The organism is Methylobacterium sp. WL103 (genome assembly GCF_008039885.1).
GTDB classification, from domain to species: Bacteria; Pseudomonadota; Alphaproteobacteria; order Rhizobiales; family Beijerinckiaceae; genus Methylobacterium; species Methylobacterium cerastii.
In genome coordinates, this window is the sequence record NZ_VRUX01000064.1 from 1 (window position 1) to 13,577 (window position 13,577).

A 13,577-nucleotide genomic window follows, 5' to 3' on the forward strand; every position below is an offset into this window, starting at 1 on the left:
CCGCCCGCGGCGAGCGCACCGGCCGCGGGGACGGCCGACGCGCCGACTTCCTGGCCGATGCGATCCACGATCCGCTCTACCGGTCCCTGCGGCACGTACTTCCGCGAGCCGAGCGCGCGGTCGGGCGCGTGGAGGATGTCGCTGGGGAGAAGCGGGTGATCGCTGATCGCTCCCGCGTAGGGGACCGCGTCACGGCCGAGGATTTTGTTGACGAGCCAGGCGTTGAGATTGAGCGCTTTGGGCGCTTGGTTGGCGAGGTGGACCGGGGCGTCGATCAGCATGTCGAGGCCGGAAACCGGCCCCTGCATCGCGGCTTTGCCGATACCGGCGAGACTGTCGCCCTGCAGCGGCGCCGGGCCGGGGCGCATCTCCGGGACCGGCTGACCAATGCCGCTGACCGCCAGATCGGCCTCGTTCGGCGTCATCTGCGAGCCGCGCGCGACCGGGGCGGGCGCTGCCGGGGCGCGGCCGAACTTGGCTTGCATGGCCTTCGCCATGACATCGCGCGGGGTGTCGTGGGGGAACTCCACCACCCTCCCGTCAGGCGCCTCCACCTCAACAACCTGGCCGCCTTGGCCGCTCGCTTGTGGTGCGGCCGGTGCAGGCGGCGTCCCGAGGACCTGTCGGACCTCATCGTCGGTTGCATCGCCGGGCATGGTGATGCGGCGGCCTTCGAAGTCGATGACGCGAGACGGCGCCGGCGCCGGGCTGGCGGCGGGTGCGTCGGGAAACGCGCCGAACGGATCGGCGGGTGCGGCCGGGAACGCCGCCCACGGATCGGCGGGGGCGGCCGAAGCCGGCGCGGATGCCGGGCGGCCCATGATCCGGTCGATGAGGAGCTGGTTCATCGCGGGATCGAAGACGGGGCGGGCGTTCGGCTCCATCGGGCGGCTTCCTTTGCGTCACAGCGGCCGAAGCCGCCCCATCAGAACAGGTTGTAGAGATTGGCGAGCGAGGCCGTGGGCGGTAGCGCCGGAAGCACCCGGCCCATGCCGTCGATCGTGCCTGTGGTCGCCCAAGCGCTCGACCGCCGCATCGGCGACGGCGACAAGCGCGAGACGCGCTAGTTCGACCGCCTCACATGGGACTGGCCGCGTGTCAGGGCGGCTCGCCGCCGTCAGGATCGTGCGCAGCGCCGCGTCGAGATTGCCCGCCACGTCGTTGCCCGTGGCGGCGAGCATCAGGTGCGCCGTCGCGGTTGCGAGGAAGTCCGCGGGGGCGTCCGGCAAGACGTCGAACGGATCAACTGCGGGAGCCTCGCCCGTCATGCTGCGCCCTCGTTGAGGCGTCGCCAGACCGCGGCGGCCCGGTCGGACCGACGCAGCTTGGCTCGCTCTCCGATCGCCTGCATAGCGTCGGCGTTGCGCAGCTCCCGTCTGAAAATCTCGGCATACGCGCTGATGTCGAGCGCCACATGCGGATGTCGGGCAGCCTGTACTTCTGGCGCCTCGCCCCAGCGGCAGATCAGGCCCTGCAGCGCGTCCATTCCTCGCTTGGCGTTGGCCTCGAACGTGTGAGCCGACAGGAACAAGACAACGTGGGGGCGTGCCCGCTCGACCGCCTGCAGCATCCGGTCGACGTCTTCGCGGCTCGGCCGAAATATGTTCGCCGCAGCAATGCCGGTACGCACTTCATGGAGGGCCATGCCGACACGGATCGGAACCTGATCGTCGAGAGCGTGATCGAGTTCCAAGATCACGCCCTCGACGCTTTGCCACAAAGCGATCTCTTCTTGCGACGGCGGCGAGGGCTCGTCGAAGTCGTGGTCCTGTTCCTGGTCCGCAAAGAGCGATTGAATGTTCGTCATGTGCACGCGATCCGTCGACAAAGTCGAGCCTCTCGCGCAGATATCACGATTTTTTTACAATTTCAAGCGTATTACACAGACTATATTATCTCACCAATTTGTATTTATTTTATCCTCAAGCACAGCGTCATACGCGCGACATACGCAGACTTTCGAAAAGGAGCATTTTTCTAAGCGGGTCTGGTGGCGGTTTCAGAATGGCGGGGAGACCGCCGCCAGGGGGCACCCTCCGGGCTAGGGCTATGCCACCACCCATCCGCTCAAGACTTGCTTGGCATCGGGCCGCGACTGCGCAACTCTGGGGCACCTGACCAAGGATGCTGTCTCATGTGCCTCCCAACCGACCTGCGCGCGCGCGTTCTGCGCGCCACTCTCGATGCCGCCGTCGATGAGATCCGCGCCGGTGGCCTGCCACCGGCCGCTGCGGCGCGCCTGGCCGACATGATCGCCGACGCGCGCCGACACGCGGTCGAGCTAGAGGAGGAGCTACGCCCGGTTTCGACCGAGCCCGCGCCATGGACCCCGCCGGTCATGCGCCGCCGCGTCGGATACCGCGAACCCGGATCGAACGTCATCACGCTTCGGGCCGGATGAGCGCTTGCGTCTCCACTCAAGCTGTTTTACATTTGGCGCATCGAACGTAGCGCTAAATGTAAACCGCTTGAGGGTCCGATGGCCGAGGGTCGCTTCATCAGCTACGTGCGAGTTTCGACGGCTCGACAGGGCCGTTCGGGCCTCGGCCTAGAGGCACAGCAAGAGGCGGTCCGCGCCTACCTCAACGGCGGCAACTGGCAGCTCGTTGCCGAGGTCGTGGAAGTCGAGAGCGGCAAACGCAACGACCGGCCCAAGCTGGCCGAGGCGATGCGCCTGTGCCGCCTCCACAAGGCCATGCTGGTCATCGCCAAGCTGGATCGGCTGGCGCGCAACGTGGCCTTCGTGTCGGCCCTCATGGAAGCGGGCGTCGACTTCGTGGCCGTCGACTTCCCGCAGGCCAACCGCCTGACCATCCACATCCTGGCCGCCGTGGCCGAGCATGAGGCCAAGGCGATCTCGGATCGCACCAAGGCCGCCCTGAGCGCTGCAAAGGCGCGGGGCGTGAAGCTCGGGGGCGACCGGGGCAACCTGCCGGAGTTCGCCGCCAAGGGCCGGGCCGCAAGCCTCGCGAAACGCCAAGGCGAGGCCGCCACCCGCAAGGTGGATCTCCTCCCGGTCATTGAGGACATCCGCGCTTCCGGCATCACCACGGCCAACGGCATCGCCGCGGCGTTGAATGACAGAGGCGTGCCGACCGCCCGCGGCGGGGCCTGGCAGGCCGTTCAGGTTCAGCGCGTCTTAGCCCGGGCCGAAGCCTAAAAGATGTCCGCTTTGTATTTCGTGTCAGACAGCGAAAACTGACAGATCTAGTTAAGTTATTGGAAAATATGTGCGCTTTGTATGCTCTAATGGAAGACACAATAATTGTTGCAAATCAGCATTCATTCGAGGATCATCGCTCATCCAAACCAAGGAGACAGAGCGTGTCCAGAGATCCGAGCATGAAGTGTTTCAACATTGCCCAGCTGATTGATGCAGCTATCGAGCACCTGAGAGAGTGCGCGGGCTTGCCAGTGGATGTCGCCAACTTCGTCAACGCCCTGCTGGGCACGGCTAGCGACAACGCCACCGCGCTCAGCGACGAACTCGATAGGGCTGAGATGGCTGACAAGCTTTCGGCCGCCTAAGCCGGCTCCACGGCCGCGCACGACACAACGACCCGTGATCGCAACGCCCGGCCTTTGCGCCGGGCGTTGCGCGTTTCTAGGCGAACAGGTCGCCGTCCGGCTCTTCGTAGCTCGCGAGCATCCGATCGATCTGTCCGATCCGTCGAGCGAGCTGCTCCTTCGTCATGTCCTCGACAGGGACGTCGCCGTCCGGTTCAGGCTTGCCGTCGAACCCACCGACCCGCAGCAGCGAATTGATCGCGCTGGCCTTGGCCGTGGCCGACGCCTTCGGGTCGAGGCAGATCGACTTCGCGGTGTCGTAGGCGATCCGCGCGCCCTCGGTCTGCATCAGCAGCTGTAGCTCGCGCCGCGTCTCTTCTGGGGATTGGCTCATGCGAACAGATCTCCTGCAGGCTCGGTGGCCGGCGGTGTGAGCCGCTCGGCAACGATGTGGTCGATACGAGCGATCATCGACCTGAGGCGGTCGAGCTCGGCCTGCTTCTCGGCCGGTAGCGGGCGGTCGCCGCTCGCGAGCAGCGCGCGCGTCGCGGCGTCTTGCTCGGCCTGGGACCGTCGCGCCGATCGCTGACTTGCCGGACCCGGCATGTGGGTGCGGTGCCAGGCATCGTATCGCGCCCGCTCGTCCGCCGTCATCGTGGCTAGGCGTTTGGCGAGCTTCCGGTCGAGGCGGTCCCGGACGGACAGCTTCCGCTCGAATTTGGCCCGTGCGGCCGGTGTATCGCCCTTCGGGTATTGGACACGGTGCCATTGCTTCCCGGCCGGCGTAGCGCCCCCGTGGAGCCTGCAGCGGCCGTTCGCGAGCCCGGGATTCTGGCAGGGCTGCCCGTCCGACCGCTTCGTGGCCCCGCATTTCGGCTTGGATCGCTGCAGGGCGTTGAAGCGCAGACAGTTCTGTCGGCCCATCGCCTTGAACCGCGCCGAGCGGCGCCACGCGATCTGTCGCGACGAGGCGGGCGCGTTCGTCCCGAAACCTCGTTTCACGATGTGACCCCGTGACCTATGCGCGGAAACAGCCTGTACGGGGGCCTCCCCCTAACCAGGCCTAAGCTGCGGTCGCTACGATTTACTAGATACGAGGACAGGCGGCCGCACGGCCTGCGGAGCAGCCTGCCCCGTATATATAGAGGTTTCGCTCCGCTGCTCCGCAAATCCTGATCCGCAAGCAAAAACAGCGACTTAGCAACTGCCGCTCCGCTGCTCCGCACGCTGCTCCGCAAAACTTGCTCCGCAAGCAAAATCAATGACTTAGCCGAGCTGCTCCGCAACTCCATAACGCTGCTCCGCAAAATCTTAGTCATTGGAACAGGTCGTTTCCGGGCTTCGTGTATGTCAAAACGCAGTAGCCGCTTCGCTTGCTGTGCGTGTCGACGGTACGCAGCTCGATCTGACCGACGGTGATCCAGTACCTGAGCAGCTCTTCGGCGCCGTCTACCGTGAAGCCAAAATCGCTCGCCATTAACTTGGCGGCCCAACGATCCTTAGCTCTGTATGTCGCGCCCCAAGGTTTGCCGGAGGCCCAGGCCGTTCGCATTGCCTCGAGCACGCGAACCGACAGATCCGGCGCCGCTGTCGGCTCGGAAGCCTTTGGCGCGGGTATCTCCGCCACCATGTGGCGGCTTGGCACGAGGCTCGATCCGCCCTCGACGTACACGAGGTCGAAGCGATAGGGATCTTCCCATCCGTCCGGCCCATCCTTCTGCTTCTCGCAGATGAGCCGGCCAACCGGGGCGCCTTTGGCGCGTTCGAGCTTGAACACGAAATCGCCGGCGCCCGAGAGCACCGACGACCCGCGCATTCCGCCGGCGCGGTTAGCGTGGTGCACACCGAGCACGACGCAATCGAAGGTATCGCGCAGCACGTCGCACGCCTTCACGAACAGCGTCATCTCCTTCTGCGTATTCTCGTCGGCCCCGGGCATCGCGCGCGAGACGGTGTCGGTGACGACAAGGCTAGCGCGGCCGACGCCCAGCTTGATCGTGCGAGCCAGCTTCGCGACCTGCTCCGGCTGCATCATGTTCACGCCGACGGGCAGAAGCCGGAACCGGCCGTCGTCGAGCGCCGACTCTGGGATGCCGTGGCGCTTCGCCCAGGCCAGCGCCCGCGCCCTGAAACCGTGCGAGCCTTCGCCGGCGAGATAGATGACGCAAGCCGTAGGATCGGCCGTTATCGGGTCGCCGTGCCAATCCCGCAGGCCGAAGGCGAGGTGCAGCGCCCAATCGAGAGCGATGAAGCTCTTGCCGGACCCGGGGTCGCCGTAGAGGAACCCCACGCTGTGTTCCGGCAAGTGCCTACCGACGATGAAGCGAAGCGGCGGTCGACTGATGATATCGCCGAGCGTGAGCATCTCGAACACGTCTGCGTCGACAGAGGGCGCCGCTGTCTCACCTTCTTTTCCCGCGGGGAACGATTGCTCGGCTGCGGAGGCATCAAACCAGAGCTCACCGCGGCTGAACCGGTCCGGCGCGTGCTTCTCAGCTTGGTAGAAGAGCCAACCCGCGCCTACGCCGTGCGGAGCCTTGAACGTTTCCCATCGTTGATCGGACACGTCAAAATCGTAGTCGTCACCTTCCCAGCGTGAGGCCCACTCGTGCCAGATCTCGCGCCCGGCTTCCGCATCGTCGGCGCAGGCGGAGTGGATGGCCTCGCCCATCGTGATCATCGATCTGTAAGACGGGAACAGTGCTGCCGTGTTGGGGATCAACGCGACGGCTTTGCGCAGCTGGGCGACGTCGCCTTTCAAAGCCTGCTGATCGACGTTCTCGCGATCGGTCAGCGTCGCGCCCTGTTCCTGCATCGCCGCTGGCAGCTTCTCGCGCTGCATGGCGAAGAAGGCGTCGAGCTGCTGCCGCGTCACCAGTATCAAGGCCCCGCGAGCGACGATCGGGCGCCGCCACGCGTACGGCCTGCCGGTGCGCGCGTAGATCCCTTCGACGACGGCCTGCTTCGGCTTGGCGAGCAGCTCGATCCGGTCCGGCTTGTCGCTTGGTCCCTGAAACGTGAGCGCTGTGAACGACAGCACATCCTCGGTGCGGTACAGCAGCAACCGCTTCGGCCAGCCACCGACCCGACAAGGGGCGGGCCCAAGCATCGCGAGCGCGTCCGCCTCGATCGCGTCGGCGGTCGCTTCGTCGTTCGCATCGATGTCGAGCAGCACCAAGCCCCCGTCGTCGGCGAGGCCCACGCCGGCGCCCATCGCGTTCCAGCGGTCAAGATCGGCTTCGGTGGTCTCAAGCTGTTGCCAGCCGTAGAGCCCGCACCACTGGTTGTCGTCGCGCCGCACACCGGGCGCCTTGCCGCGGTCGTCGCGGCCGCCCGCCAGCTTGAGCGCGAGGCTGCTTTTCGGCGCGAGCGGTGCGCCAGGCGGCACGATCGGGACCAGCGACCGGTAGCCGAGATCCCACCACTTGAGGAATGGGTTCGCACAGACCGCCGCGGCGTGCCCGTTTATGTGACCGCCAAGCAGATCACCGAGTTGCGCGGCATCGGCCGGCGCATGTATACTGCTATCCATCGATTGAGACCCTTTGCGGCCGGCGCCTCTGGCAAGGCGACCGGCCGTTTTTTCAGTGCGTATTGTCGACGACGAGCCGGGGCTTCGGGAAAGCGGCCGGCTTAGAGTTCCGCGGTGACGCGGAAGAGCGCGATAGGGCCGCCGCCAGGGCGTGCAGGCTGGCGACAGTGATCCTCGTCGGCCCGGTCGATCGTTCGCTCGTCTCGAGACTGCGATCCGTGATCCGATCCCGAACCCACGACGTCGACCGCGCGACGATCACAGCGGCCTCGGCCACGGATACCGATGTTCGTCCGTCCCAACAGGAACCGACAACGGTCAGCGCCGCGCCGCTTCGGTCGGGGCTTTGTGCGGATGTCGAAGCGCTCATGAATGTCCTGCCGGCGGCGATGCGCAGCTGACATTGACGACGAGGCATGCGCGATGCGACCCACCGAAACGGGGCTCGAAAACGCGCATCCTTCAGGCCGCCAAGAGAACTGGTAGCGGCGGGAGCTCGTCTCGGGTCCGATCGCACACGTGCCAGAGGTCGCTCCGCTCGTGGATCGCCTCGGCCAATTCGCGGCCATCGAGCCCACGAAAGCTACGGTGCGCCCTCGCTCTCGTTCGCACCCGCCGCAGCGTCCGGAAGTTGTCGACGAACAGAAGGATCTCGGCCCGGATTGCAAAATCGCTGAAGTCGGGCAAACGCAGGAATGCGTGCATCGCGCGGTAGACGTGGTGGCGACCGAGCCCCCGCTTGGGGCCGCCGGGCTGAATGCCTTCGTTGAGGCGTTGCGCAGCTTTATCGCTGCTCCCGGAGCAAAGCCTCGCACCGATTAGCACGCGCTTTTCGGGTGATAGCGTGCGTTTCCAAGCCGCCGCTTTGCCCTGCAGTTCCTCCTCGGATCGGAGGTAGCCGTAGTGGATGCGACGGACTTGCCTCGATACGTATGCTTCGAGCTCTGGTGATAGGGGCTCAGCCGGACAATCCGGAAGCATGCCGGCCTCGCACAGCTCTTCGATAACTTGCCGCCGCGTAGCGTGTGCTACCTCTTCGAGGAACGGATTACGTCGTTCCCAAAACCGGCGCGTGCAGAGGTCCATGTCAGTCCGGATGGAAACTGGCGCCAGGCCGAGCGGAACCGCAGGCTCCTCGTCGCGGATGCGTGTCGCGGCGACGTAGAAATCGTAGGCGCTGCCTGGAACAGGATCGGCAGCAAATGAGGAGTAGTGGCTGGCGTCACCCATCACGCAGCGCTCGATTGCAGAGCCAGCTCAGACGTCGAGGTCACGCGCCGGCTAAGACGCGCTGCAGCCCACGCGTCGAGATCCTCGTCGGCATAGAGCGGGATGCGCCCCGCTTTGTAGAAGGCCGGTCCGCCGCCGATGCACCGGAGCTTCGCTAGCGTCTTCGGGCTGCAGGGAATGCCGTGGCGATCAGAAATGTACTTCGCGGCGTCGCCACCACGCTTCTTCGGGCTGGGCGCCTCGGCGCCGTGGGGCTGGTAGTTCATGGGTTCCTCGCGATCGGTTGCGCCTGGTAGGCGTCAGCAGACGTGAGGAACGTGCGGGGTGGGTGAGGCGTCGTCCAACCGCATAAATCAGGATATCTTTTTGCGCGGAACTCGTGGTCTCTCCGAAGCAGGCTTCGGCCTCGGGCGCGGGTCCATAAGCGAAGCCGTAAAAAGAGACGCAAGCCCGGCGGACGGAACGTGTGATGGGTCGACCCGCGGATCGTCGCGGGTTCGCTGGTACTGCGAACGGATTTTAGATTCTTTGACCTTCAAAGCGTTGGATAAGAAACCGATGGCGTCCTCAACGCTGTGGCCGAGGCGAGTTAATTGAACGACACCGGTATATGTGTTCCAGCTTTCTTCAAGATTTGGCGGTCTCCCTCGTGGTGGCTTAACTACTGGTTCGGCGTTGAGCACAGCTCGCACCAACTCTGCTAAGGGCCCACCTTCCAGAAAGCTACGCTCGACACCGTCGGGATCGAAACCGTGAATGAGCGCCGCGGTGCGTAACAGCTCGAGGGCCGTATTCTCAGGCAGCTGTCGTGGCGGCGTGTCATTTGAGGACGCGGCCCGCTCCTGCGCCCGCACCAGAGCTTCGGCTAGCGTAATTTTATCGCTCATGCCGCCCTCGTGACGGTATCGATCCCGGTGGCAGCAAGCGCCCCGGCGATAGCCTCAGAAACCCGATCGGCCGCGGCGACCAGCACCGCGTCGAGGTGGTGCACATACCGGCTAGTCATGGTGCTCCCAGCGTGCCCGAGCATCGCGCCGATCGTGCTGTCGCTGTAGCCGAGGTCGCCGGCCGTGCTGGCAAACGAGTGCCGAAGCGTGTGAGCGCCGACACCCGTGAGGCCAGCCCGCTTGCCGTAACGTTCGATCGCGTCCGGCGCGCCACCGAAGCCGCCCCTCCCCCGTGTAGCTGGCAACACGTACGCCCCGGGGCTGCGCTTCTGGATCTCAGCCAACAAGCGCACCGCGGCGGTGCCGAGCGGTCGAACGGAACGCCCTTCCTTCGTATCGGCGAGCCGCAGGCACGAGCCTGCGACGTCCACCTCGATCCACTGCAGGTTCGTGACCTCGCGCAAGCGGCAGCCGGTCAGGCAGAGAAGCCGTATCGCATCGGTCGACTGCCAGCTCTCGCCTTCCCGGTCCGCCGAGGCGAGCACGCCCCCGAGCGCTGCGAACTCGGCAGGCGTGAGCCGGCGATCCCGTTTCTTGTCGGCCGGGCGACGCACGCCCTGGACTGGGTTCGTCGCGATGATGCCCTCCCCGATCGCGTACGAAAGGATGCCGCCGAGCAGGCCGGCCGTGCGCGCGGCCGCGCCGGCGCCACCCTCGACGAGGACAATACCTCGCGCCTTGGTTTTGTAGGTCTTGCGGGTGCGGCCGGTCTGAACGTCCCGCACGAATCTCTGCACGTCCGGGCGCGTCAGATCCTGGACGAGCCGGTTGCCGAGCAGCGGCAGGATGTGGTGCTCGATGCGGCCGCGGTCCGAGACGAGCGTCGTGGCCTTCTTCGGCTTGCCGCCACGGCCGAGCACGAGCCCGGCCTTCGTCGCATCCAGGTAGCGGGCACAGAGCTGCGAGACCGTGAGTGCCCGCCGCTGTGTGGCCTTGTCCTCGGCCGGGTCTTCGCCTTTCGCGATGCGCCCAAGCAGTCCGAGCGCTTCTTTCCGCGCCTGGTCCGGCGTCACCGGGCCATGCAGCCCGATCGTGACCCGACGAGATCGGCCGGCGTTGCGGTACTGGACGAGGTAGCTGCGCCGGCCGGACGCGAGGATGCGCACTCCGAAGCCGGGCAGCTCATCGCACCAGAGGAAATAATCTTTGGGCCGGACATCAGCCGCTTCGACTACCCGCTTCGTCAGCTTCGCCATCGCCCCCATCCCGCTTCCGCGGAAGCACTATGGAAGCGCTAGGCGGTAAATGGCAGAAATCGGCAGAGCCAACTGGAGCCGCCGAGTAGCGATAAACCTACGTGATCGCAGAGGCTTGGTAAAGGTAGGTAGGGACTAGCATCGGGTGGGAAACACCTACCGCCATCCCCTCGAAGGCGACGGTGGCGACGCGGGTGACCATGCGGGAGGGGGCCTTCGGCTCGACGGAAAGTAAGCCTAGGCGGCCATCCCTAGCCTGACAACCTCAGGAACCGGTTCAGGAACCGGCTCCTTGCGCGGCTGTTCTCTGCCGGTCGACAACCACAAACGGAAACCGCCATGCGCCTGACATCCACCGCCCTCGCCCTCGTCTTCGCCGCCGGCCTGACCGGTGCCGCTCAGGCCGACGAGAAGCTGCCGCCGGACCAGCAGGCCAAGGTCGAGGCCATGCTCCGCCAAGAAGGCTTCACCAAGTGGAAGGAGATCGAGCTCGACGACGGCATGATCGAGGTCGACGACGCCGTCGACGGCTCGGGCAAGCAGTTCGACCTCAAGCTCGATCCGAAGACGATGGCCATCGTCAAGCGCAAGGCCGAGTAGCGCAAGGCCGAGTAACGGGAGGGACGAAGCGGGCGCCGTGCGGCTCTGCCGACCGGCGCCCGATAGGCGGAAATCCGACGCTTGGTACCCATAGCCAAACGTCCGACAACGACCCTCAGCAGCCCTCCAGACCCCTTCGATCGACGACCGCATTCGGCGACACAGCGGTCGTTCGAAGTCCCGATGACGGCAGAGCGCTGGTCGGAGGGGGCTCGACCAGCGCACCAATCCCGGAATGCCGATGGTCGATCAGGCCCGGTCGTCCAACTCCGGCACACCGCTCTGACGGTCGGCATAGGCGGCGAGGAAGGTCGGCCGCTGCTGCCAGCGCTTCCAGAATGCGTCGATGTGCTCGAAGCGCTCGTCCAGCGGCGTGGCGTTCACGGGGAATTTCGAGAAGGCGATCGCGGTCGCCATCGTGATGTCCGAGAAAGTCGGCGCTTCGCCGCCGAGCAGCCATTCGCGCCCGTCCGACAGGTGCTGGTTCACCAAGCTCGCATGGGCCAGCGCTTCCTTGCGGCAATGCTCGCCCCAGGCCGGGTTGCTGGTGAGTTCGAGCTTTGGCCCCAGCCCCTGATGCAGGACGTGGAACGCGGTCACGATCCGGTAGAGGATGTGGACCCAGATGCGGTTGTCCCACATGGTGTCGAGGCCCTGCTCAAGGGGGCTATCACCCATGATCCGCCGACCGGGGAAGGCCTGATCGAGGTACCGGACGATGGCCGCCGTCTCCGAGATGACGCTTCCGTCCTCGAGTTTCAGCGTCGGCGTCTCGCCCCACGGGTTCATCTTCAGATGCCGCCACTGCCGCTGCTCGCCGACCGGCGACATGTCGTAGACGCGCTCGTCGAACCGATCCGCGATGCCCTTCTCGTGCAGGAAGATGCGCAGGCGCTGTGGGTTGGGGAACGCCGAGGGCGAGGTGAAAAGCTGGAGCTTGGAGGCGGTTTGGCTGGTCATCTGACTCTCTCTGTCTGTCAGTAGGCAGACGAATCACTAGGCCTTCCTTTCCGAGCGGTCAACGCCTATCTGCCAACAGGCAGGTAATTTTCTTGCGGAGGATGGGCGCGATGAGTTCGGGGTATAAGGAAGCGATCCTTGCCGCTGCGAAGCGAACCGCCATGGCGCACGGCTACAGCGGATTGAATTTCCGCGACTTGGCAGCCGAGGTCGGGATCAAGGCCGCAAGCGTCTACTATCACTTCCCCGGCAAGGCCGAACTCGGAGCGGCGGTCGCGAAGCGTTATTGGGAAGACATCGCCACCGATCTCGAAGCCATCTCGGACGAAGCGGCCGACCCACTGGACGGACTGCGTCGGTATCCTGAGATTTTCCGGGTGTCTTTGCAGAACGACAACCGCATGTGCTTGTCCAGCTTCATGACGGCGGAATACGATGATCTACCCGATACCGTGAAACACGAGGTGCGCGCATTCGCCGACGTCAACGTCGCGTGGTTGAGCAAGTTGTTGACGGCGGCGAGTGTCGTGAAGGCGGCGGACAGCGAAGGCCGGGCTCGCGCCATCTACGCGGCCGTCGCGGGTGCTCAACTCATGGCGCGGGGCCGCGCCGATCTCCCGCTGTTCGACACCCTGATCGACAACTATCGCGCGGCCGGCCTCTTGCCTGCGTAGTTGTCCATCCATTCTCGAAGAAAGCCCGCTCTGGATCGCGAAATAGGCGTTCAATGCTTAGTCTCTGAGTTACCGCTTTCCACTCAAATCCCGTCGTAAGCCCTCATCCACCAGACGGGCTCGGGGCAGACCTCCCGATCTTCTGCAATGGGCCGAAGACGAACCCGCGGTGTCGCTCCCCCCGTCAGAGTGTGACCTTCACCGAACGGGCGCCGCCCGGCGTTCGGCGAAGGCCTCGGCGACGGCGCGGATCACCTCGGCCGCGCGTTCCGCCCCGGCGCGATCCACGTCGAGGTGGGTGGTGACGCGGATCTGGCTGCCGATGGCGCGGATGCGGACGTCGTGCGCGAGGCAGGCCTCGGCGAAGGCCGGGGCGGTGACGCCGAGGCCGGAGACGCCGAAGCACAGGATGTTCGATTGCCCCGCGCTCGGGTCGAAGCTCAAGCCCGGCGCGTCGGCGATCGCGTCGTGGATCAGCCGGATGTGCGCGTTGTCGGTGCTCAACTTCGCGACGTGGTGGTCGAGGGCGTAGAGGCCGGCGGCGGCGACCACGCCGGATTGGCGCATGGCGCCGCCGAGCCGGTACTTCCAGCGCCAGGCCTCGACGACGAAGTCGCGGGAGCCGCACAGAACCGCGCCGACCGGGCAGCCGAGGCCCTTGCTGAGGTCGAGCCAGACGCTGTCGAACCCTTGCGCGTAGTCCTTCGCCGCGATTCCGGTGGCGGCCACCGCGTTGAGCAGGCGGGCGCCGTCGATATGCGCCTTCAGGCCGTGGGCGCGGGCGATGTCGCGGATCGCCCGCATGTCGGCCAGCGCCCAGACCGAGCCGCCCGAGAAGCTGGTGGTCTGCTCGATGGAAACGAGGGCGGTGCGCGGCGCCGTGCGGGCCGGCGGCCGGATCGCCGCCGCGAACGCCTCGGGCGTGTAGAGT

At 65.7% G+C, this 13,577-nt stretch carries 17 protein-coding genes and 1 pseudogene; 6 read left to right on the forward strand and 12 right to left on the reverse strand.

Annotated features, from left to right (window positions below; translation table 11 throughout):
* The 3 genes and pseudogenes from FV222_RS06720 to FV222_RS06730 form a co-directional block, all read right to left on the reverse strand.
* Positions 1 to 884, reverse strand: a pseudogene (locus FV222_RS06720) (hypothetical protein); the annotation flags it as partial.
* Between the two features lie 18 nt (positions 885 to 902).
* Positions 903 to 1,268 (reverse strand): hypothetical protein, encoded by a 366-nt coding sequence (locus FV222_RS06725; RefSeq protein ID WP_147813543.1) that lies wholly within the window; start codon positions 1,266 to 1,268, stop codon positions 903 to 905.
* Positions 1,265 to 1,807 carry a hypothetical protein gene (locus tag FV222_RS06730; protein ID WP_147813545.1) on the reverse strand — a complete coding sequence of 181 codons (543 nt, stop codon included), beginning with the start codon at positions 1,805 to 1,807 and terminating at the stop codon, positions 1,265 to 1,267. The genes FV222_RS06725 and FV222_RS06730 overlap by 4 nt, the downstream gene beginning before the upstream one ends.
* Before the next feature lie 327 nt (positions 1,808 to 2,134).
* Here FV222_RS06730 and FV222_RS06735 point away from each other — a divergent pair, with 327 nt between their 5' ends.
* The 3 genes from FV222_RS06735 (at position 2,135) to FV222_RS06745 (ending at position 3,528) form a co-directional block, all read left to right on the forward strand.
* A complete protein-coding gene (locus FV222_RS06735; protein ID WP_147813547.1) occupies positions 2,135 to 2,401 on the forward strand; it encodes a hypothetical protein in 267 nt (88 codons plus the stop codon).
* A gap of 78 nt (positions 2,402 to 2,479) precedes the next feature.
* Complete coding sequence (locus tag FV222_RS06740) at positions 2,480 to 3,160, forward strand: recombinase family protein (protein ID WP_147813549.1); 681 nt, start codon at positions 2,480 to 2,482, stop codon at positions 3,158 to 3,160.
* Positions 3,161 to 3,342: 182 nt separating this feature from the next.
* Entirely contained in the window at positions 3,343 to 3,528 is a 186-nt protein-coding gene (locus FV222_RS06745) for a hypothetical protein (protein WP_147813550.1), read from the forward strand.
* Between the two features lie 76 nt (positions 3,529 to 3,604).
* On the opposite strand, the gene FV222_RS06750 is transcribed toward FV222_RS06745, so the two are convergent.
* The 3 genes from FV222_RS06750 to FV222_RS06760 form a co-directional block, all read right to left on the reverse strand.
* Positions 3,605 to 3,901, reverse strand: coding sequence for a hypothetical protein (locus FV222_RS06750; RefSeq protein WP_147813552.1), 297 nt, complete (start codon positions 3,899 to 3,901; stop codon positions 3,605 to 3,607).
* A complete protein-coding gene (locus FV222_RS29380; RefSeq protein ID WP_187277240.1) occupies positions 3,898 to 4,161 on the reverse strand; it encodes a hypothetical protein in 264 nt (87 codons plus the stop codon). Before FV222_RS29380 ends, FV222_RS06750 begins: the two co-directional genes overlap by 4 nt.
* Positions 4,162 to 4,822: 661 nt before the next feature.
* Positions 4,823 to 7,039, reverse strand: coding sequence for an AAA family ATPase (locus FV222_RS06760; protein WP_147813556.1), 2,217 nt, complete (start codon positions 7,037 to 7,039; stop codon positions 4,823 to 4,825).
* 167 nt (positions 7,040 to 7,206) lie between these two features.
* Here FV222_RS06760 and FV222_RS06765 point away from each other — a divergent pair, with 167 nt between their 5' ends.
* The gene (locus tag FV222_RS06765; RefSeq protein ID WP_147813558.1) at positions 7,207 to 7,440 is read left to right on the forward strand and encodes a hypothetical protein; all 234 of its coding nucleotides are present in this window, start codon (positions 7,207 to 7,209) and stop codon (positions 7,438 to 7,440) included.
* A gap of 61 nt (positions 7,441 to 7,501) precedes the next feature.
* Here the strand turns inward: FV222_RS06765 and FV222_RS06770 are convergent, their stop codons facing one another.
* The 4 genes from FV222_RS06770 to FV222_RS06785 all read right to left on the reverse strand — a co-directional run bounded on the left by FV222_RS06770 (position 7,502) and on the right by FV222_RS06785 (position 10,412).
* Complete coding sequence (locus FV222_RS06770) at positions 7,502 to 8,269, reverse strand: hypothetical protein (RefSeq protein ID WP_147813560.1); 768 nt, start codon at positions 8,267 to 8,269, stop codon at positions 7,502 to 7,504.
* Positions 8,269 to 8,535 (reverse strand): hypothetical protein, encoded by a 267-nt coding sequence (locus FV222_RS06775; RefSeq protein WP_147813562.1) that lies wholly within the window; start codon positions 8,533 to 8,535, stop codon positions 8,269 to 8,271. The genes FV222_RS06770 and FV222_RS06775 overlap by 1 nt, the downstream gene beginning before the upstream one ends.
* Before the next feature lie 87 nt (positions 8,536 to 8,622).
* Entirely contained in the window at positions 8,623 to 9,156 is a 534-nt protein-coding gene (locus FV222_RS06780; protein WP_147813564.1) for a hypothetical protein, read from the reverse strand.
* Complete coding sequence (locus tag FV222_RS06785) at positions 9,153 to 10,412, reverse strand: site-specific integrase (RefSeq protein WP_147813566.1); 1,260 nt, start codon at positions 10,410 to 10,412, stop codon at positions 9,153 to 9,155. Before FV222_RS06785 ends, FV222_RS06780 begins: the two co-directional genes overlap by 4 nt.
* A gap of 339 nt (positions 10,413 to 10,751) precedes the next feature.
* Between FV222_RS06785 and FV222_RS06790 the strand changes: the two genes are divergently transcribed.
* Entirely contained in the window at positions 10,752 to 11,012 is a 261-nt protein-coding gene (locus tag FV222_RS06790; protein WP_147750432.1) for a PepSY domain-containing protein, read from the forward strand.
* Between the two features lie 249 nt (positions 11,013 to 11,261).
* Here the strand turns inward: FV222_RS06790 and FV222_RS06795 are convergent, their stop codons facing one another.
* On the reverse strand, positions 11,262 to 11,972 hold the full coding sequence (locus FV222_RS06795; protein ID WP_147750433.1) for a glutathione S-transferase N-terminal domain-containing protein: 711 nt from the start codon (positions 11,970 to 11,972) through the stop codon (positions 11,262 to 11,264).
* A 110-nt stretch (positions 11,973 to 12,082) separates the two neighbouring features.
* Between FV222_RS06795 and FV222_RS06800 the strand changes: the two genes are divergently transcribed.
* Positions 12,083 to 12,646: a TetR/AcrR family transcriptional regulator gene (locus FV222_RS06800; RefSeq protein WP_147762285.1), complete on the forward strand. Its 564-nt coding sequence runs from the start codon at positions 12,083 to 12,085 to the stop codon at positions 12,644 to 12,646.
* A 198-nt stretch (positions 12,647 to 12,844) separates the two neighbouring features.
* On the opposite strand, the gene FV222_RS06805 is transcribed toward FV222_RS06800, so the two are convergent.
* Positions 12,845 to 13,577: beta-eliminating lyase-related protein (locus FV222_RS06805; protein ID WP_147813568.1), on the reverse strand; the 733-nt coding region annotated here is incomplete at its 5' end.

Bases quoted from the DNA above. Each gene is read 5' to 3' on its own strand.
- FV222_RS06760 (WP_147813556.1), bottom strand. From the start codon at position 7,039: ATGGATAGCAGTATACATGCGCCGGCCGATGCCGCGCAACTCGGTGAT.
- FV222_RS06790 (WP_147750432.1), top strand. From the start codon at position 10,752: ATGCGCCTGACATCCACCGCCCTCGCCCTCGTCTTCGCCGCCGGCCTG.
- FV222_RS06800 (WP_147762285.1), top strand. From the start codon at position 12,083: ATGAGTTCGGGGTATAAGGAAGCGATCCTTGCCGCTGCGAAGCGAACC.
- FV222_RS06725 (WP_147813543.1), bottom strand. From the start codon at position 1,268: ATGACGGGCGAGGCTCCCGCAGTTGATCCGTTCGACGTCTTGCCGGAC.
- FV222_RS06785 (WP_147813566.1), bottom strand. From the start codon at position 10,412: ATGGCGAAGCTGACGAAGCGGGTAGTCGAAGCGGCTGATGTCCGGCCC.
- FV222_RS06735 (WP_147813547.1), top strand. From the start codon at position 2,135: ATGTGCCTCCCAACCGACCTGCGCGCGCGCGTTCTGCGCGCCACTCTC.
- FV222_RS29380 (WP_187277240.1), bottom strand. From the start codon at position 4,161: ATGACGGCGGACGAGCGGGCGCGATACGATGCCTGGCACCGCACCCAC.
- FV222_RS06730 (WP_147813545.1), bottom strand. From the start codon at position 1,807: ATGACGAACATTCAATCGCTCTTTGCGGACCAGGAACAGGACCACGAC.
- FV222_RS06780 (WP_147813564.1), bottom strand. From the start codon at position 9,156: ATGAGCGATAAAATTACGCTAGCCGAAGCTCTGGTGCGGGCGCAGGAG.
- FV222_RS06740 (WP_147813549.1), top strand. From the start codon at position 2,480: ATGGCCGAGGGTCGCTTCATCAGCTACGTGCGAGTTTCGACGGCTCGA.
- FV222_RS06795 (WP_147750433.1), bottom strand. From the start codon at position 11,972: ATGACCAGCCAAACCGCCTCCAAGCTCCAGCTTTTCACCTCGCCCTCG.
- FV222_RS06770 (WP_147813560.1), bottom strand. From the start codon at position 8,269: ATGGGTGACGCCAGCCACTACTCCTCATTTGCTGCCGATCCTGTTCCA.
- FV222_RS06775 (WP_147813562.1), bottom strand. From the start codon at position 8,535: ATGAACTACCAGCCCCACGGCGCCGAGGCGCCCAGCCCGAAGAAGCGT.
- FV222_RS06750 (WP_147813552.1), bottom strand. From the start codon at position 3,901: ATGAGCCAATCCCCAGAAGAGACGCGGCGCGAGCTACAGCTGCTGATG.
- FV222_RS06745 (WP_147813550.1), top strand. From the start codon at position 3,343: ATGAAGTGTTTCAACATTGCCCAGCTGATTGATGCAGCTATCGAGCAC.